Here is an 18,355-nt window from a genome sequence, read left to right as displayed (position 1 = left end):
ACGGGCCCAACCCGCTCGCCGGGCCGGAGCAGCCGCTCGTAGGCCTGTCCGGGAACCGAACGACCGACCGTTACCGTGCATAGCTGAGAGATCGCTGAACGGGACCGGGGAGCGCGGCGCGGTGAAGAGGTACGGGCGGGGCAGGGCGAGGACGTACGCGGTGGGGGCGCTGGCACTGTTGGCCGCCGCCACCGGCTGCGGCAGCGGTGGCGCGACCGGGCCCGCCGCGGCCGGCGGCACGTCGGCGGCGGCCGCGCCGTCCGCCGGAACCACCGCGGGCCGGCCGACTCCGGCCCCGGCCGGCACCACGCCCACCGGCGCACCGGCCGCCGCGCCGGCCGCGGGTGACGCGGCCGCCTGGGCCAAGTGGAACCTCAAGCCGCTGCCGCCGGCCCCGGCGGCGCCCGCCGACAAGCCGGTCAAACTCCAGCGGACCGGCCCGGTCCCGGTCTTCAGCGACGTGAAGACCACCGACAAGGTCGTCTTCATCACCATCGACGACGGCGCCGAGAAGGACCCGAAGTTCGTCGAGATGCTGACCGACCTCAAGGTGCCGGTCTCGATGTTCCTGACCCGCGACATCGTCAAGGACGACTACGGCTACTTCAAGCCGCTCCAGGCGCTCGGCAACCACATCCACAACCACACCGTGGACCACGCGATCATGAGCAAGGTCGCGCCGGAGAAGCAGAAGTCGGAGATCTGCGACGCGCAGTCCGCGCTCACCCAGCAGTACGGCACCGCGCCGCTGCTGTTCCGCCCGCCGTACGGGGACGGCGCCAACACGCCGGGGCTGAACACGGCGGTGCAGCAGTGCGGGCCGCGGGCCGTCGTGCTCTGGCGCGAGTCGATGCAGATCCACGACATGCAGTACCAGGCGGCCGACAAGAAGCTCCGGCCCGGGGACATCGTGCTCGCCCACTTCCGCGGCCCCAAGGACCTCAAGGGCGAGACGATGACGCAGATGTTCGGCGAGATGCTCGCCCGGATCCAGGAACAGGGCTTCGCGGTGGCCCGCCTGGAGGACTACATCCAGGCGCCGGCCTCCTGAGGCCCGAGGCCCGAGGCCGTCGGGCCCGGGGTCTTCCCGGCCTCAGACGTCGGCCCTGACGGGCCGGCCGAGCATCATCAGCGGGCCGTGGTCGGTGCGGCTGAGGATCACCGTGACGGTGTTCGGGCCGCTCGGCTTCAGCTGGCGGCGGAGCTCCTCGGGGGTGATCGCCATTCCGCGCTTCTTGATCACCACGGTGCCGACGGCGCGCTCGCGCAGCAGCGCCTTCAGCTTCTTGATGTGGAACGGCAGCACGTCGGTGAGCTCGAAGGCGTGCGCGTAGGGGGTGGCGACCAGCTCGTCCGAGGTCACGTAGGCGATCTTCGGGTCGATCAGCCGGCCGCCGACCTGCTCCGCCACCTCGGCCACCAGGTGGGCCCGGATCACCGCGCCGTCCGGCTCGTAGAGGTAGCGGCCGACCGGCCCGGCCGGCGGGTCGGGCAGGTCGCCGCCGGTGAGCGAGGCGGCCTGCGGCAGCAGCGTGGCGCGGTGCGGCCGCTCCGCGCGGGTGCCGAACCAGAGCACCGCCTCCTTGACGTCGCCGTGGTCGGAGACCCACTCGGCCTCGGCGTCCGCCGGGACGGCCTCGTGCGGGATGCCCGGGGCCACCTTGAGCGCCCCGACCGGGGTGCGCCGGCCGGCCTCGATCGCCCAGGACAGCGGCGGTGCGTACGCCTCCGGGTCGAACACCCGGCCGCGCGAGGTGCGGCGGGCGGGATCGGTGAAGACCGCGTCGTAGCCGGCCACGTCGACCTCGGCGACGTCCGCGCAGCGCACCTCGACCAGGTCGGCCAGGCCCAGCGCGGCGGCGTTGGCGGCCGTGGCGGCGCAGGCCGCCGGGTCCCGGTCCACCGCGAGCACCTCGATGCCGACTCGGGCCAGGGCGAGCGCGTCCCCGCCGATCCCGCAGCAGAGGTCGGCCAGCCGCTTCACGCCCAGCTCGGCGAAGCGCCGGGCCCGCCACTCGGCGACGCCGCGCCGGGTGGACTGCTCGACGCCGTTGGGCGTGAAGTACATCAGGTCGGCGTCGGCGCCGAACTTGGCCCGGGCCCGCTGCCGGAGCCGGGCCTGCCCGAACGCCGCCGACACCAGCTCGGCCGGGTGCTCGCGGCGCAGCCGGGTGGCCAGCGCGAGCTCCTCCTCGGGGGCGAACTCGCGCAGCTCGGCGAGCAGGGCCTGGCCCTCGGGCGTCAGCAGGGGCTGCAGGTTCTCGGTCTCCACGGGGCCATTCTCGCCGGTGTCACGGCCCCGGGTGTCCCGCAGCGGCCCGGGCCGGCCCCGGGAAGGAGGCGTCGCCGGCGGGGTTCCGGCCCCGGAGCGGGTGCGCGGCGGGGCCCCGGGGCGGCGCAGGAGTGCGGCCACTCGTCCCGCGTTCCGGAATCGGCGGGCGCGTCGTTGGCACTCTGGTTGACTGAGTGCTAACAGCGGCCTATGGTCGTCCTTGGCACTCTCCCCATGGGGAGTGCTAATGCGATGACGCGTGTCTGACCCCCGCGACGGCAGGCCCGCAGGTTCGCCACCTACCCGTTAGAAAACCCCGTAATCTCCGAAGGGGAGCTCGGACGTGACCACCAGCAGCAAGGTTGCCATCAAGCCGCTCGAGGACCGCATCGTGGTCCAGCCGCTCGACGCCGAGACCACCACGGCCTCCGGCCTGGTTATCCCGGACACCGCCAAGGAGAAGCCCCAGGAGGGCGTCGTCCTGGCCGTCGGCCCGGGTCGCTTCGAGGACGGCCAGCGTCTGCCGCTCGACGTCGCCGTCGGTGACATCGTCCTGTACTCGAAGTACGGCGGCACCGAGGTGAAGTACCAGGGCGAGGAGTACCTGGTCCTCTCGGCTCGCGACGTTCTCGCCATCATCGAGAAGTAAGACGTCCCAGCCCGCCCCGGATCCGTGTCCCAAGTGACAGGGGCCCGGGGCGTGGTTGTTGGTTCACGTAGTCCGGTGGCCGTTGTGCCGGCCGCCGCCCCGAGGGAATAGGGAACATGGCGAAGATCCTGCAGTTCGACGAGGACGCCCGCCGCTCGCTGGAGCGCGGTGTCAACAAGCTGGCCGACACCGTCAAGGTGACCATCGGCCCCAAGGGCCGCAACGTCGTCATCGACAAGAAGTTCGGCGCCCCGACCATCACCAACGACGGTGTCACCATCGCCCGCGAGGTCGAGCTGGACGACCCGTACGAGAACCTTGGCGCGCAGCTCGTCAAGGAGGTCGCCACCAAGACCAACGACGTCGCGGGTGACGGCACCACCACCGCCACCGTGCTGGCCCAGGCCCTGGTCAACGAGGGTCTGCGCAACGTCGCCGCCGGTGCCGGCCCGGCCGCCCTGAAGAAGGGCATCGACAAGGCCGTCGCCGCCGTCTCCGAGCACCTGCTCTCGGTCGCCCGCGAGATCGAGGGCAAGGACGACGTCGCCGCCGTCGCCTCCCTCTCCGCGCAGGACACCCAGGTCGGCGAGCTGATCGCCGAGGCGATCGACAAGGTCGGCAAGGACGGTGTCATCACCGTCGAGGAGTCGAACACCTTCGGCGTGGAGCTGGACTTCACCGAGGGCATGCAGTTCGACAAGGGCTACCTGTCGCCGTACTTCGTCACCGACGCGGAGCGGCAGGAGGCGGTCCTGGAGGACCCGTACATCCTGATCAACCAGGGCAAGATCTCCTCCATCCAGGAGCTGCTGCCGCTGCTGGAGAAGATCCTGCAGGGCGGTGCCTCGAAGCCGCTGCTGATCATCGCCGAGGACGTCGACGGCGAGGCGCTGTCCACCCTCGTGGTGAACAAGATCCGCGGCACCTTCAACGCCGTCGCCGTCAAGGCCCCGGGCTTCGGCGACCGCCGCAAGGCGATCCTCGGCGACCTGGCCACCCTGACCGGTGCCACCGTCATCTCCGAGGAGGTCGGCCTCAAGCTCGACCAGGCCGGTCTGGACGTGCTGGGCACCGCCCGCCGCGTGACCATCACCAAGGACGACACCACCATCGTCGACGGTGCCGGTGACACCGAGGCCGTGGCCGGCCGCGTCGCCCAGATCAAGGGCGAGATCGCGGGCACCGACTCGGACTGGGACCGCGAGAAGCTGCAGGAGCGCCTGGCCAAGCTGGCCGGCGGCGTCTGCGTCATCAAGGTCGGCGCCGCCACCGAGGTGGAGCTGAAGGAGCGCAAGCACCGCCTGGAGGACGCCATCTCGGCGACCCGCGCCGCGGTCGAGGAGGGCATCGTCGCCGGTGGTGGCGCCTCCCTCGTCCACGCCGCCAAGGTGCTGGACGGCGGCCTGGGCCTGTCGGGCGACGAGGCGACCGGTGTCGCGGTCGTCCGCAAGGCGCTGCACGAGCCGCTGCGCTGGATCGCCCAGAACGCCGGCCTGGAGGGCTACGTCATCACCTCCAAGGTCTCCGAGCTGGAGCAGGGCCAGGGCTACAACGCCGCCACCGGCGAGTACGGCGACCTGGTCAAGGCCGGCGTCATCGACCCGGTGAAGGTGACCCGCTCCGCGCTGGAGAACGCCGCCTCGATCGCCTCCCTGCTCCTCACCACCGAGACCCTCGTGGTGGAGAAGAAGGAGGAGGAGGCCGACAACGGTCACGGCCACTCGCACGGCGGGCACGGCCACTCCCACTGACGCCTGAACGGTGAACGGTGACCGGAGGCCCGGTCCGCGCCCCTCGGGGTGCGGGCCGGGCCTCCGGCGTTGACCGTGGGCCCGCGCGTGCTCCGTGCGTGCTCCCGTGCGTCTTCAGCACGTGCTTCAGTGTTCAACTATCAGTAGAATTTTGCATATGGCAAAGCCTGCCTTATAACTGAGGCATGATCGAGGCCCGCCACCTGCGCGTCCTGCGTGCCGTCGCCCGCACCGGCTCCTTCTCCGCCGCCGCTCGCGAGCTGGGCTGCACCCAGCCCGCCATCAGCCAGCAGATGAAGGCGCTGGAGAAGTCCGTCGACACCCCGCTGGTGGTCCGTTCGGGCCGCGGGATGCAGCTCAGCGAGGCCGGGCGGGTCCTGCTCAAGCATGCCACCGGGATCCTGGCCGGGCTCTCCGCCGCCGAGGAGGAGGTGGCGGCGATCGCCGGACTGCGGGCCGGACGGGTGCGTCTGGTGTCCTTCCCGACCGCGAGTTCCACCCTCGTGCCGCCGGCTGTCGCCCGGCTGCGGGACAGCCATCCGGGGGTCCGCGTGTCGCTGGTCGAGGCGGAGCCGCCGGAGTCGCTGGCGATGCTGCGCGGCGGCGAGTGCGAGGTGGCGCTGGCCTTCCGGTACCCGCAGTCGCCCGACGGGGCCCCGTCGCCCGCCCCGGCCCCGGCGCACGGCACCCCGCGCGAGGCGCGGGCCGAGGCCAACCTGGAGGCGCAGCAGCTCAGCGCCGGCGCCGACTGGTCCGACCTGGTGGTCACCCCGCTGCTGGACGACCCGCTGGTGGGCCTGCTGCCCGCCGCGCACCCGCTGGCGGGGCGCGGCGGCGGGAACGGGCCGGTGAAGCTGTCCGAGCTGGCCGGGGAGCAGTGGATCGCCGGCTGCCCGCAGTGCCGGGGGCACCTGGTGGAGCTCTGCGCGGGGGCGGGCTTCGAGCCCCGGATCGACTTCGCGACCGACGACTACCCGGCGGTGGTCGGCCTGGTGGCGGCCGGGCTCGGGGTGGCGGTGCTGCCAGGTCTGGCGCTGGAGTCGGTGCGTCCTGACGGCGTGTCGGCGGTGCCGGTGCGGACCGCCTCGGGGGCGCCGGCGGTGCGGCAGGTGGTCGCCCTGACCCTGCCGGACCTCGCCGAGGTGCCGGCCGTGGCGCTGATGCTTGAGCGGTTGGCGGGCGCGGCCGCCGGGCGCTGACCGGATGTCACGGCCCGGGCGGCCGAGCGGCCCGGGCGGCTCCCGCCCCGCTCCGGGCGCAGGCGGGCGAGTGCGCCGAGAAGAAACGTTTCTCCCCGGTGCGGACAAGGCGTCGGGTCAGTGCTGCAGCCCGGTCGGCGCCGCCAGCGGCACCTCCACCAGGCGGTTGCGCGAGCGGCCCATCATCTCCTCGCGCTCGTCCTCGGTCAGCCCTCCCCAGACGCCGTAGGGCTCCCGGACCGCCAGCGCGTGCGCGGCGCACTCGGTGCGTACCGGGCAGCGCATGCAGACCTCCTTGGCGCTCGCCTCGCGCGAGCTGCGGGCGGCGCCGCGTTCGCCCTCCGGGTGGAAGAAGAGCGAGCTGTCCACGCCGCGGCAGGCCGCGGAGAGCTGCCAGTCCCATAGGTCCGCGTTGGGGCCGGGGAGGCGGGAGAAATCTGCCATGGCTCATTCCCTTCAGAGGCTCGTCGACCGCGGGCCGACCGCCGGCGGGCTGTGCGGTGCGGCGAGGCTTCGATGCGCTGGTGTGGACACCTGGAAATATGACTTACGGCAACTCCATGGACAAGTCACCCACAGAGTGGCACAACAGTCAATGACCATACAAAAGCTATAAAAACGGGCAAAGTGGGCATGGGCTCCGGCGGGTACGGGCATGGCAATCGGGTGGCCGACGGGCGCGCGACACCCCGCACCGGTGTGCGGGTGGTGCGCCGACCGCGCGCGAGCTGCACAAAAGTGCGGCGTGTGCACCGCGATGCGGCTGATCGGTAACGGGTTGGCCACGTACAGTGGTGGAGATGGCCCTGAAGGCCGTAACTCATTCGAGTGACGGTCGTTGGAAGTGCGGAGGCGGTTAGCGGGCGCCGGAGGTCGGGAACGATCGCGGGGAAGTTCAGGCGATCGGCACCGAGTCCGTCGCCAATCGGCCGTGTCGGAGAGATTCGTACCAGCCAGGAGGCTCAACGTGACGCGGATCAGCTGCGGAGGACGACGGTCATGACTTCCGTTCTCGTTTGCGACGATTCCCCGCTCGCCCGCGAGGCGCTTCGCCGCGCGGTCGCGACCGTACCCGGCGTCGACCGGGTCACCACCGCGACGAACGGGGAGGAGGTCCTCCGCCGCTGGGTGGCCGACCGCTCCGATCTCGTTCTGATGGACGTCCGGATGCCCGGCCTCGGCGGGGTCGAGACGGTGCGGCGACTGCTGTCCGCCGACCCGGGCGCCCGCATCATCATGCTCACGGTCGCCGAGGACCTCGACGGCGTCGCCCTCGCGGTGGCCGCCGGTGCCCGCGGCTACCTGCACAAGGACGCCTCGCGCGCCGAACTGCGGGCCACCGTCACCCAGGCGCTCGCCGACCCGACCTGGCGGCTCGCCCCGCGGCGGCTGCGCAGCCCCGACATGGGAGCGGCGCCCACGCTGACGGCCCGTGAGATCCAGGTGCTGGAGGGCATGAGCCACGGCCGCAGCAACGCCGAGATCGGCCGCGAGCTCTTCCTCTCCGAGGACACCGTCAAGACGCACGCCCGGCGGCTGTTCAAGAAGCTCGGCGCCTCGGACCGTGCGCACGCGGTGGCCCTGGGCTTCCGCTGGGGCCTGGTCCGCTGACCGCCGGCGGCCCCGCCGGTCGCGGCGGGCTGCTCGAGGTTCCTCCCGCCGGGGCGTGTGACGTTACGGTCCCGAGGTTGCACCATGGAGTAGTGGAGCACCTCGGGGACCAGCGGACAGGCACTGCGGCGAACCACACAGCCGCAGGACACTCGGCGGACGGCGCGGCGGACGGGACCACCGGAGGCTGCGGGGCGGGAGGCGGCGCGGTGCAGGAGGGGCCGGTGGTGCGCGGCGGTCACGGGCCGGGCGGCCTACCGCATAACGTTCCGGTGCACAACTCCGGACGCGGTGCCGCGTTTTCCCGTTCGACCAGGCACCATGGACCGATGCGTGACGACGTTGCCGGTGCGGCCGGCGAGGCGGACCCGGTGGAGGCGGTCGAGCCCTCCGGCCCGGGGCGCGATCCGTCGTGCGCGGATCAGGGCGGCCCCGGTGGCCCCGCCGGCGACGCCCCGGGCGACGGCTCCGCCGGGCGGGCGGGCGCCGGGGGCGGGATCGAGCGGGTGCCGGTGCTCGGCGCCGGCGGCTCGTCCCCCCTGGTCGGCGAGCTGGTCGCGGCCGCCGTCCGCGGCGAGGGCCCGGCGATCGACGCACTGCTCGCCTACGTCCACCCGCTGGCGCTGCGCTACTGCCGCGGCCGCCTGGTCCGGCTGCCCGGGGGCGCCCGGCACCACGTGGACGACATCGCGCAGGAGGTCTGCGTCGCGGTGCTCTGTGCGCTGCCCCGGTACAAGGACCAGGGGCGCCCGTTCGAGGCCTTCGTCTACGGCATCGCCGCCCACAAGATCGCCGACCTGCAGCGAGCCGCGATGCGCGGCCCCGGGTCGACGGTGATCCCGCCGGACGACCTGCCGGAGGTGCCGGACGAGGCGCTCGGCCCGGAGGAGCGCGCGCTGCTGAGCAGTGACGCCGCCTGGGCCAAGGAGCTGCTCTCCAACCTGCCGGCCCGTCAGCGCGAGCTGGTGCTGCTGCGGGTGGCCGCCGGGCTCTCCGCGGAGGAGACCGGCGAGGTGCTCGGGATGTCGCCCGGCGCCGTCCGGGTCGCCCAGCACCGTGCGCTCAGCCGGCTGCGGGCGCTCGCGGAGGAGTCCTCCTGACGCAGCGGGGCCGTTCGACCGGCTCCGGCCCCGGCCGCCGGGCGGTGCTGCACCGGCTCCGGCCGGCCCTGCCCGCGGCGCGGGCGGGCGGGTTCGGGTGCGAGCGGAATGGCCCACGGGTGCCGGGTGTTGTCAAGGGCACACGAGGACACATTCCCGGTGCCAGTACCATGGGGTATCGGCGCCTGGGCGGGTCGCCAAAGTTCCGTGGGTGCGAGCGGGGATTCCCTGGAGGTTCCTCCAAAGGCACCGAGCTTTCGGCGGCCTGAGCGAGTGAGCGACGACAGCGCCCCCACCCTCAGGGCGTGAGCGGATTAGGCCGGCCACGGAAGGTACCCCCGAAATGTCTTACAACGCCGCAGGCGTACCCGAGAAGTTCGCGATGCTCGGGCTGACGTACGACGACGTGCTGCTGCTGCCCGGGGCCTCCGAGGTGCTGCCGAACGAGGTCGACACCTCCTCGCGGGTCTCCCGGAACGTGCGCGTCAACATCCCGCTGCTCTCCGCCGCGATGGACAAGGTCACCGAGTCCCGGATGGCGATCGCCATGGCCCGCCAGGGCGGCGTCGGCGTGCTGCACCGGAACCTCTCCGTCGAGGACCAGGCCAACCAGGTCGACCTGGTGAAGCGCTCCGAGTCCGGCATGGTCACCGACCCGATCACGGTCGGCCCGGAGACCACCCTGGCCGAGGCCGACGCGCTCTGCGCCAAGTTCCGGATCAGCGGTGTGCCGATCGCGGACGAGGCAGGCAAGCTGCTCGGCATCGTCACCAACCGCGACATGGCCTTCGAGTCGGACCGCAGCCGCCAGGTCCGCGAGATCATGACCCCGATGCCGCTGATCACCGGCAAGGTCGGCATCTCCGGCGAGGACGCCATGGCGCTGCTCCGCCGCCACAAGATCGAGAAGCTGCCGCTGGTCGACGACGAGGGCCGGATCAAGGGCCTGATCACCGTCAAGGACTTCGTCAAGGCCGAGAAGTACCCGAACGCCGCCAAGGACGCCGAGGGCCGGCTGCTGGTCGGTGCCGCCGTGGGCGCCAGCGCCGAGGCGTTCGACCGGGCCCAGGCCCTGGTCGAGGCGGGCGTGGACTTCCTGGTGGTGGACACGTCGCACGGCCACAGCCACAACGCGCTGGCCTGGATCGCCAAGATCAAGTCGGCCGTCGGCGTCGACGTGGTCGGCGGCAACGTGGCCACCCGGGACGGCGCCCAGGCGCTGATCGACGCCGGCGTGGACGGCGTCAAGGTCGGTGTCGGCCCCGGCTCCATCTGCACCACCCGCGTGGTCGCCGGCATCGGCGTCCCGCAGGTCACCGCGATCTACGAGGCCGCGGTGGCGTGCCAGGCGGCCGGCGTCCCGGTAATCGGCGACGGCGGCCTGCAGTACTCCGGTGACATCGGCAAGGCGCTCGCCGCCGGTGCCGACACCGTGATGCTGGGCTCGCTGCTGGCCGGCTGCGAGGAGTCCCCGGGCGAGCTGCAGTTCATCAACGGCAAGCAGTTCAAGTCCTACCGCGGCATGGGCTCGCTGGGCGCCATGCAGTCCCGCGGTCAGGGCCGCTCGTACTCCAAGGACCGCTACTTCCAGGCCGAGGTGGCCTCGGACGACAAGCTCGTCCCCGAGGGCATCGAGGGCCAGGTGCCCTACCGCGGCCCGCTGGCCGCCGTGCTGCACCAGCTGGTCGGCGGCCTGCGCCAGACCATGGGCTACGTGGGCGCGGCCACCATCGCCGAGATGGAGAGCAAGGGCCGGTTCGTCCGGATCACCTCGGCGGGCCTCAAGGAGAGCCACCCGCACGACATCCAGATGACGGTCGAGGCGCCGAACTACACCAGCCGCGGCTGACCGCGCGCACCGCACGCGTCCGAGGGGCCCGCCACCACCAGGTGGCGGGCCCCTCGCCCGTGCGGCGCCTGTGGACGCGAGAGCGCGGGCCGCCCTCGCGCCGAGCGGCTTGGACACGAGCGCGCGAGCGGCAACCAGTGCGGGATACTGGGGGGCGGCCGGGGTGACCCGGCGGGCATGAGCAACAAACCAGAAGGGCTCGAAGTGACTGAGATCGAGATCGGGCGAGGCAAGCGCGGCCGCCGGGCGTACTCCTTCGACGACATCGCCGTCGTCCCCAGCCGCCGTACGCGTGACCCGAAGGAGGTCTCGATCGCCTGGCAGATCGACGCCTACCGCTTCGAGCTGCCGTTCCTGGCCGCCCCGATGGACAGCGTGGTCTCCCCGCAGCAGGCCATCGCCATCGGCCGCCTCGGCGGCCTGGGCGTGCTCAACCTGGAAGGCCTCTGGACCCGCTACGAGGACCCGCAGCCGCTCCTGGACGAGATCGCCTCGATCCAGGACGAGGCCGCCGCCACCCGCCGCCTGCAGGAGATCTACTCCGCCCCGATCCAGGCCGAGCTGATCAAGCAGCGGATCCAGGAGGTCCGCGACTCCGGCGTGGTCACCGCCGCCGCGCTCTCCCCGCAGCGCACCGCCGAGTTCTCCAAGGCCGTCGTGGACGCCGGCGTCGACGTCTTCGTCATCCGCGGCACCACCGTCTCGGCCGAGCACGTCTCCAGCGGCGCCGAGCCGCTCAACCTCAAGCAGTTCATCTACGAGCTGGACGTCCCGGTCATCGTCGGCGGCTGCGCCACCTACACCGCGGCGCTGCACCTGATGCGCACCGGTGCGGCCGGCGTGCTGGTCGGCTTCGGCGGCGGCGCCGCCCACACCACCCGCAACGTCCTCGGCATCCAGGTGCCGATGGCCACCGCCGTCGCCGACGTGGCGGCCGCCCGCCGCGACTACATGGACGAGTCCGGCGGCCGCTACGTGCACGTGATCGCGGACGGCGGCGTCGGCTACAGCGGCGACATCCCCAAGGCCGTCGCCTGCGGCGCCGACGCGGTGATGATCGGTGCCGCGCTGGCCCGCGCCACCGACGCGCCCGGCAAGGGCTTCCACTGGGGCATGGAGGCCGTGCACGAGGAGCTGCCGCGCGGCAAGCGGGTGGACCTCGGCACCGTCGGCAGCACCGAGGAGATCCTCACCGGCCCGTCGCACACCCCCGACGGCACCATGAACCTGTTCGGCGCGCTGCGCCGGGCGATGGCCACCACGGGCTACACGGAGCTCAAGGAGTTCCAGCGCGTCGAGGTGACGGTCAACCCGGCGCTCAACCACCGCTGAGCCGCACGACCGCGGCAGGGCCCCCGTCGGACGCGATCCGGCGGGGGCCCTGCCGTCAGCTGGGGGTGGCCGTGCGGCGGGTGAGCAGGAAGCCGCCGATCACGGCGATCCCGTAGAAGGCGAGGTCCAGCGGGTGGCGCTCGGCCCGCCAGGTCGTCAGGGCGCCGTGCAGCAGCTCGCCGTACGGGGTTCCGGCCAGGTCGTGCAGCCGCAGCGTCTGGCCGAGCAGCTGGCCGAGGAAGAGCGCTCCGGCCGCCAGCAGGGCGCCGAGCGGGGGCAGCAGGCGGTTGCGGCCGCCGAGCCGGCTGAGCGGCCAGGCGACGGCGGCGGCCAGGGCGATGGCCAGCCAGCCGATGGTGTCCCCGGCCCGGGCCGGGGCGGTGCCGTACGCGGCCGCGCCGGCCAGCATCGCGGCGACTGCGGCCGCGACCGCCGCCCCGGTCCGGCGGGGGCGGGCCCGCCCGGCGGCGGTGGCGGGCGGGTAGTCGGCCGCGGGGGTGCCGGGCATGCCCGGGGCGACGTAGCCCTCGGGGGCGTCCTGCGCCGGTGCCACCGAGTAGTGCTGGGCCGTCCGCGGCCGTCCCGACTGGCCGTCAGCGCCTTCTGCGGGTGCGGTCATGGGCGTCGAGATCCCCCCGGAAAGACTGTGAGCTGCCGAACGGTAGCAGCGCCCCGGCGTGCTCGAACAGCGTTTTCGATCACAGATCGGGCACGGAGCGCCGGTTCCCGCCGGGTGCGGAGCCAGGGTGGCCGGGGGGCGGGTGGTCGTGACCCCGCGGGACAGGGGATGATGGAGGCTTGGCGTTCGGGCCCGGCGTCGGGCCGATGCGTCGTCACGACCGGCCAGCACCACATGGGGGAACGTTCCGAATGACCCAGGCGCAGGGTTCCACCGGCCGGCTCCTGGCCGGCCGATACCGGCTGAACGCCGTGCTCGGGCGCGGCGGCATGGGCACCGTCTGGCGCGCCGAGGACGAGATGCTCGGCCGGATCGTCGCGGTCAAGGAACTGCGGATGAACGGCAGCGTCGAGGAGGACGAGAAGCACCGGCTGATCGTCCGTACGCTGCGCGAGGCGAAGGCGACGGCGCGGATCCGGCACAACTCGGCGGTCACCGTCTTCGACGTGGTCGAGGAGGACGACCGGCCCTGGATCGTGATGGAGCTGGTCGAGTCCCGCTCGCTGGCCGACGTGATCAAGGAGGACGGGCCGCTGGAGCCCGCCCGGGCGGCCGAGATCGCGCTGGACGTGCTGGGCGTGCTCGTCGCGGCCCATGCGCTGGGCATCCTGCACCGCGACGTGAAGCCGTCCAACGTGCTGATCGGCGAGGACGGCCGGGTGGTGCTCACCGACTTCGGCATCGCCAGCGTGGAGGGGGACGCCTCGGTGACCTCCACCGGCATGCTGGTCGGCGCCCCCTCGTACATATCCCCGGAGCGGGCCCGCGGGCAGAAGCCCGGACCGCCGGCCGACCTCTGGTCGCTGGGCGGCACGCTGTACGCGATGGTCGAGGGGCGGCCGCCGTACGACCGGGGCTCGGCGCTGGCCACCCTGACGGCGGTGATGACCGAGGAGCTCAGCACGCCGCTCAACGCCGGGCCGCTGCGGCCGGTGATCGAGGGGCTGCTGGCCAAGGACCCGGGCGAGCGGCTGGACGCCTCGCAGACCCGGTCGATGCTCAAGCGGGTGGTCGCCGAGGCCACCGCGCGGGCGGAGTCGACCACCGAGCACGCGATGCCGGTGAAGGCGTCGGGCACCGGTGCCGCCACCGAGGGCGAGAAGTCGGCGGACGAGCCCGAAGGCGGGGCGAAGCCCGCGAAGCCGACGAAGCCGGCCGGGAAGCCGCCGGTCGGCGGACTGCTCGGCACCGTCCGGGTCGGCAGCCGGGCCAAGGACGAGGAGCAGCCGGCGGCCGGAGCCGCTGCCGGTGGTGCGGCGGCCGTGGAGCCGCGCGGCGCCGGTGACGCCGCCGAGCGCGCCGCCACGCCGCCGGCCGAGCCGATCCGGCCGGTGACCAGCGAGTGGACCCTGGGCGCGACCCAGGCGGCCGGCGCCAACCCGCGCACCGGCCGGCGGCGGCTGGCCGTGGCCACCGCGGTCGTGGTGCTGCTGCTGATCGCCGGCGTGGTCGCGGTGGTGCAGGCCTTCGGCGGCTCCGACCAGCGGTCACCCAAGGGTGCCGGCCACGGTTCCGCCTCGGCGGCCACCACCGGCGCGGACGCCACCGGCACCTCGCCGGCGGCGCAGGAGTCCCCGGCCCCGTCGGCGAGCACCCCGGCGGCGGGCACGCCCGCGGGGACCACCCCGTCGGCCGCGCCCAGCGGGGCGGCGCCCCCGGCGTCCCCCGGGCAGACCGCGGCCGCGCCCGGCGGCGCCACCCCGTCCGGTACGGCTCCCACCACGGCGGCCGGCAGCCCGGCGGCCCCGTCCTCCGCGGCGGCGTCGACCCCGGCCGGACCGGCGGTGCCCGCCGGGTTCCGCGAGTACAAGGACCCGTCCGGATTCTCGGTGGCGCTGCCCGACTGGCTGCAGCCCGCCGGGTCGGACTCCAACCGCCGCATCTTCAAGGGCGCCAACGGCAGCCAGCTGCGGATCGAGTGGACCACCACGCCCGGCCCGAGCGCCGTCGCCGACTGGCAGGAGTCCGAGCCCTCGGTGCGCGGGCAGGTCAGCAACTACCAGCGGGTGAACCTGGCGGCGATCACCTACCGGCAGTGGACCAACGCGGCCGACTGGGAGTGGACCAACGGCACGCCCAGGATGCACTCGCTCAACCGGGGCTTCGTCACCGGCACCCCGGCCAAGTACGGCTACTCGATCTACTGGATCGTGCCGGACGCGGACTGGGGTTCGCAGGCGAGCGTCCGGGACGTCGTGTTCAGCACCTTCCAGCCCGCGCCCTAGGTGCCCCAGGGGCTCGCGCCCCAGGGGCCCCGGCGCCGGGTGGTCAGCCGATCAGGCGCTGCTTGGCGCGGCTGAACTCCTCGTCGGTGAGCGCCCCGGCGGTGTGCAGGGCGGCGAGGCGCTCCAACTGGTCCAGCAGGTCGGCGCCGGAGGAGGGCGCCGCGGCCGGCGCGGCGGCCTGGGACTTCTGCGCCGCCTCCCGGGCCAACCGGGCGGCGGCGCGGACCTGCTCGGCGAAGACCTCGGCCTTGATCACGTCCTCGAACCGGTGCGAGCCGGTGAGTGCGACCACCAGCAGCACCTCGCCGTTGATCCGGCTCTTCGTCACGGTCGCGTCGGTGACCGCGGAAAGCGGAACCGGGACGGGCGGTTTGCCGTCCTTGAGGAAGAGCAGCCGGTGGGTCGTGAGGACCAGTACCCCCTTGCGGAAGTGGTCGGGATGGCGCCCGGCCGTCGACGCGACCGGCTTCTCGTCGGCCGCGACGCTTGCCTCGACGGTGCGCAGAGCCTCCGCCCGCGTGCTACTGCTGCTGTTGCCGGCCACGTCGAAGGCCGTGTCGATCAGATCGGTCCAGTCCATGGGATCGAGCCTAATGCGGCGGCCAGGCCCTAGGCTGGGCGCGAGCGAGAGGAACACGCATGCGAGCGGGCCCGGGGCGGATACTGGCAGGGCGCTACCGTCTGACGGACCGTCCGGAGGCGCTGCGTGCGTTCGCCGTGGACGAGCGGACCGGCGGCGCCGTCCGGCTGCGCGGCCTGGAGCTGCCGCCGGTGCTGACGGGCGGTCACGAACCCGACGAGCCGATGCCCGAGCAGGGCGAGCGGCTGGTGCGGAAGGTGGCGGCCGCCGGCTCCGCGGCGCCGACGCATCCCCGGCTGCTGCAGGGGGCCGGGGCGTTCGTCGACGGCGACGTGCTCTGGACCGTCGAGGAGGCGCCGGTCGGCGTCACGCTCGCCGAGCTGGTGGCGGACGGGCCGCTCCCGCCGTACCGGGTGGCCGAGGTGACGGCCGATCTGGCGGGCGCGCTGCGGGCGCTGCACGAGGCCGGGCTCGCGCACGGCAATCTGACGGTCGATTCGGTGCTGGTCTGCGAGGACGGCGCGGCGATGCTCGGCGGGCTGCTCCCCGGGGTGGCCGAGGAGGCGCTGGCCGAGGAGTTGGGCGGTCCGGCCGGGCGCCGCCGCTACGACGTGCGGGCGGCCCTGGTCGGGCCGGTCGCGGAGCGCTGGCCGCTGGACGGCGGCGCGGCCGGCGACTGCTGGGCGCTCGGTGTGCTGCTGCAGCGGCTGGTGACCGGCCGTTCGCCGTTCCCCGAGCCGGGCGTGCCGGAGCTGGTCACGGCGGTGCGGGACGGCCGGCGGGAGCCTGCGACGGCGTGCGGGCCGCTGGCGCCGCTGGCGGAGCGGCTGCTGCAGCCGGACCCGGCCCTGCGGCCGAGCGCGGCGGCCGTCCGCCGGGAGCTGGCGGCGCTGCTGGTGGGCGTGCCCGAGCCGGCCGACGGCGAGCGGGCGGCCGGGGTGCTCGCGGTGCGACCGGAGGGCCCGCTGGTGCCGCTGACCCCGCGTCGGCGGGGGCGGGGCGGTGCGGACCGGGAGGCGGTGGCGGCGGACGCCGGGCCGGCGCCGGTGCGGCCACCGCGGATTCCACCGGCGCTGCTGGGCCCGGTCCTGGTCGGCGGGGTCTTCCTGCTGCTGGTGCTCGGCGTGGCCGCCGTGGTGATGTTCGCAGGCTGACGGTGCCCGCCGGGCGCCCGCGGCCGGCCCTGGCGCCGGGGGAGATTACCGGGGCGGGGGCGGGCCGCCTAATGTGTGCGTGGGATTTGTTCGAACTGTGGTCTGCACCAGGCCCTCCGTCGCGGTGACGGCAGGTGGATGAGGGGGAGCGGTCGCCGATGGGCGTGCAGGACCGGCCGGACGCGGCCGAGGCGGAGCGGCTGCTGGCCGGGCGGTACGAGCTGGGCGACCGCCTGGGCCGTGGCGGGATGGGCACGGTCTGGCGGGCCTGGGACCGGATGCTGGACCGCGAGGTCGCGGTCAAGGAGCTCACCGTCAGCCACCTCCCCGAGGAGGAGCTCCAGATCCTGCACGCCCGGATGAAGCGGGAGGCCAGCGCGGCCGCCCGGATCAAGCACCCGGGCGTGATCACCGTGCACGACGTGCTGGAGCACGACGGCCGGCCGTGGATCGTGATGGAGCTGGTCGACGGCCGCTCGCTGGCCGATGTGATCAGCCAGGACGGCACCCTGCAGCCGCGCGCCGCCGCCGAGGTCGGCAACCAGGTGCTGGCGGCCCTGCACCGGGGCCACCAGCTGGGCGTGCTGCACCGGGACGTGAAGCCGGCCAACGTCCTGCTGGAGCGCGGCACCGGGCGGGTGGTGCTGCTGGACTTCGGCATCGCGACGTACGAGGGCTCGACCGAGCTGACCCGGCCGGGCGACCTGGTCGGCTCGCCGGACTACCTGGCGCCCGAGCGGGCCCAGGGCGAGCGGCCGGGCCCCGCCTCGGACCTCTGGGGCCTCGGGGCGACGCTGTACGCGGCGGTGGAGGGCGAGTCGCCGTTCCGCCGGACCTCGCCGCTGACCACGCTCGCCGCCGTCGTCGGCGACCCGCTGCCGGAGCCGCGCCGGGCCGGGGCGCTGGGCCCGGTGCTGGCGGCGCTGATGGCCAAGGACCCGGCCGACCGGCCGACCGCCGACGAGGCGGCCCGGATGCTGGCCGAGGTGAAGGCCGGGCACACCATGGGCTTCAAGCCGGTCGCGCCGGTGAAGACGCCGACCCAGTCGGTACCGGTGGTGGACCGGACCGAGGGTTCGGAGGGGTCGGACCCGGCCGCCGAGCCGGAGGCGCCGACCGCGGCGCGGCCGGAGGTGCCGGCCACCGTGGCCGACACGGGGTCGGTACCCGTCGTCGGCGGTGAACCGGGCGGCGCGGGCCCCGCCGTACCGGGGGTGCTCGGGACGGCCGGGGTCGTGACGCCGGAGGCGGCCGCGGCGCGCACCGCACCGATCGCGCCGGTGGTGCACCCCGTCGCGCCCGCGCGCGGTCCGGCCAAGCGCCGCAACGTGCTTCGGCTCGCCGTGGCCGCGCTGGCGGTGGCCGTCCTGGCCGCCGGGGCGACCTTCCTGGCCACCCGGCACTCCGGGGCCCCGGTCGTGGACCCGGCGCCGACCGCCTCGGGCGAGCCGCAGCCCTCCGGCACCGCCGACCCGCCGCCCACCGGCTTCCAGTGGGTGGACGACCCGGCCGGCTTCCGCTTCCCGCTGCCGGTCGCCAAGCCGGCCTGGCAGCGCAGCACGGACACCGCCAACCAGATCTTCTACAGCCCGGACAACCGGACCCACTACCTGCAGTTCGCCGTCACCGTCGGCCAGTCCGTCAAGCCGCTGGAGCACCTGCGGCAGATGGAGGCCACCGTCTCCAAGCTCAAGGACTACCGCCAGCACAAGCTGACCGGCGTCGCGGTCAACGGGCACGACGCGGCGGTCTGGGAGTTCAGCTACGCGGCCAAGGAGGGCGGCCGGCGGCGGGCGATCGAGGCGGAGTTCATCGACGACGACGGCACCAGCTACGCGATCTACTCGTCCAGCCCGGAACGCGGCACCGAGTGGAACGAGGCCGAGCAGCGCTTCAACACGGTGCTGCACTACTTCACGCCGACCCGCTGACGACGGACGACCGCTTGCGCCCG

15 protein-coding genes are annotated in these 18,355 nt (G+C 74.0%); 11 read left to right on the top strand and 4 right to left on the bottom strand.

Features of this window, described 5'->3' with window-relative positions; translation table 11 throughout:
- Nucleotides 1-121: 121 nt before the first annotated feature.
- Nucleotides 122-1,051: a polysaccharide deacetylase family protein gene (locus RMN57_RS16630; RefSeq protein ID WP_313764165.1), complete on the top strand. Its 930-nt coding sequence runs from the start codon at nucleotides 122-124 to the stop codon at nucleotides 1,049-1,051.
- 42 nt (nucleotides 1,052-1,093) lie between these two features.
- Here RMN57_RS16630 and RMN57_RS16625 read toward each other — a convergent pair whose 3' ends face one another.
- Complete coding sequence (locus RMN57_RS16625) at nucleotides 1,094-2,272, bottom strand: class I SAM-dependent methyltransferase (RefSeq protein WP_313764164.1); 1,179 nt, start codon at nucleotides 2,270-2,272, stop codon at nucleotides 1,094-1,096.
- A gap of 343 nt (nucleotides 2,273-2,615) precedes the next feature.
- Here RMN57_RS16625 and groES point away from each other — a divergent pair, with 343 nt between their 5' ends.
- From groES to RMN57_RS16610, 3 genes are all read left to right on the top strand, one after another.
- Nucleotides 2,616-2,921 carry a co-chaperone GroES gene (gene groES / locus RMN57_RS16620; RefSeq protein ID WP_014136232.1) on the top strand — a complete coding sequence of 102 codons (306 nt, stop codon included), beginning with the start codon at nucleotides 2,616-2,618 and terminating at the stop codon, nucleotides 2,919-2,921.
- 116 nt (nucleotides 2,922-3,037) lie between these two features.
- Nucleotides 3,038-4,672 carry a chaperonin GroEL gene (gene groL, locus RMN57_RS16615; RefSeq protein WP_313764163.1) on the top strand — a complete coding sequence of 545 codons (1,635 nt, stop codon included), beginning with the start codon at nucleotides 3,038-3,040 and terminating at the stop codon, nucleotides 4,670-4,672.
- A gap of 185 nt (nucleotides 4,673-4,857) precedes the next feature.
- A complete protein-coding gene (locus RMN57_RS16610; protein WP_313764162.1) occupies nucleotides 4,858-5,871 on the top strand; it encodes a LysR family transcriptional regulator in 1,014 nt (337 codons plus the stop codon).
- A 117-nt stretch (nucleotides 5,872-5,988) separates the two neighbouring features.
- Here RMN57_RS16610 and RMN57_RS16605 read toward each other — a convergent pair whose 3' ends face one another.
- The gene (locus tag RMN57_RS16605) at nucleotides 5,989-6,315 is read right to left on the bottom strand and encodes a WhiB family transcriptional regulator (protein WP_238862961.1); all 327 of its coding nucleotides are present in this window, start codon (nucleotides 6,313-6,315) and stop codon (nucleotides 5,989-5,991) included.
- A gap of 555 nt (nucleotides 6,316-6,870) precedes the next feature.
- On the opposite strand from RMN57_RS16605, the gene RMN57_RS16600 reads away from it, so the two are divergent.
- The 4 genes from RMN57_RS16600 to RMN57_RS16585 all read left to right on the top strand — a co-directional run bounded on the left by RMN57_RS16600 (nucleotide 6,871) and on the right by RMN57_RS16585 (nucleotide 11,763).
- The gene (locus tag RMN57_RS16600; protein WP_014136228.1) at nucleotides 6,871-7,482 is read left to right on the top strand and encodes a response regulator transcription factor; all 612 of its coding nucleotides are present in this window, start codon (nucleotides 6,871-6,873) and stop codon (nucleotides 7,480-7,482) included.
- 506 nt (nucleotides 7,483-7,988) lie between these two features.
- A complete protein-coding gene (gene shbA, locus RMN57_RS16595) occupies nucleotides 7,989-8,582 on the top strand; it encodes an RNA polymerase sigma factor ShbA (RefSeq protein ID WP_380234380.1) in 594 nt (197 codons plus the stop codon).
- Nucleotides 8,583-8,925: 343 nt separating this feature from the next.
- Nucleotides 8,926-10,431 (top strand): IMP dehydrogenase, encoded by a 1,506-nt coding sequence (guaB, locus tag RMN57_RS16590; RefSeq protein WP_313764161.1) that lies wholly within the window; start codon nucleotides 8,926-8,928, stop codon nucleotides 10,429-10,431.
- Nucleotides 10,432-10,635: 204 nt separating this feature from the next.
- Nucleotides 10,636-11,763: a GuaB3 family IMP dehydrogenase-related protein gene (locus RMN57_RS16585; RefSeq protein ID WP_313764160.1), complete on the top strand. Its 1,128-nt coding sequence runs from the start codon at nucleotides 10,636-10,638 to the stop codon at nucleotides 11,761-11,763.
- 55 nt (nucleotides 11,764-11,818) lie between these two features.
- Here RMN57_RS16585 and RMN57_RS16580 read toward each other — a convergent pair whose 3' ends face one another.
- On the bottom strand, nucleotides 11,819-12,382 hold the full coding sequence (locus RMN57_RS16580) for a hypothetical protein (protein ID WP_313764159.1): 564 nt from the start codon (nucleotides 12,380-12,382) through the stop codon (nucleotides 11,819-11,821).
- A gap of 251 nt (nucleotides 12,383-12,633) precedes the next feature.
- On the opposite strand from RMN57_RS16580, the gene RMN57_RS16575 reads away from it, so the two are divergent.
- Nucleotides 12,634-14,667 (top strand): protein kinase domain-containing protein, encoded by a 2,034-nt coding sequence (locus tag RMN57_RS16575; protein ID WP_313764158.1) that lies wholly within the window; start codon nucleotides 12,634-12,636, stop codon nucleotides 14,665-14,667.
- A 43-nt stretch (nucleotides 14,668-14,710) separates the two neighbouring features.
- On the opposite strand, the gene RMN57_RS16570 is transcribed toward RMN57_RS16575, so the two are convergent.
- Nucleotides 14,711-15,247, bottom strand: a complete 537-nt coding sequence (locus tag RMN57_RS16570; protein WP_313764157.1) for an SHOCT domain-containing protein — start codon at nucleotides 15,245-15,247, stop codon at nucleotides 14,711-14,713.
- A gap of 59 nt (nucleotides 15,248-15,306) precedes the next feature.
- Here RMN57_RS16570 and RMN57_RS16565 point away from each other — a divergent pair, with 59 nt between their 5' ends.
- Entirely contained in the window at nucleotides 15,307-16,401 is a 1,095-nt protein-coding gene (locus RMN57_RS16565; protein ID WP_313764156.1) for a protein kinase domain-containing protein, read from the top strand.
- Between the two features lie 158 nt (nucleotides 16,402-16,559).
- Nucleotides 16,560-18,332, top strand: a complete 1,773-nt coding sequence (locus tag RMN57_RS16560; protein WP_313764155.1) for a serine/threonine-protein kinase — start codon at nucleotides 16,560-16,562, stop codon at nucleotides 18,330-18,332.
- The last annotated feature ends 23 nt before the right edge of the window (nucleotides 18,333-18,355 follow it).

The sequence above is a fragment of the Kitasatospora sp. CM 4170 genome, from assembly GCF_032110285.1.
Taxonomy (GTDB): Bacteria; Actinomycetota; Actinomycetes; order Streptomycetales; family Streptomycetaceae; genus Kitasatospora; species Kitasatospora aburaviensis.
The sequence above is the reverse complement of the archived record's forward strand: the minus strand, read 5'-3'. Positions and strand labels throughout refer to the sequence as shown.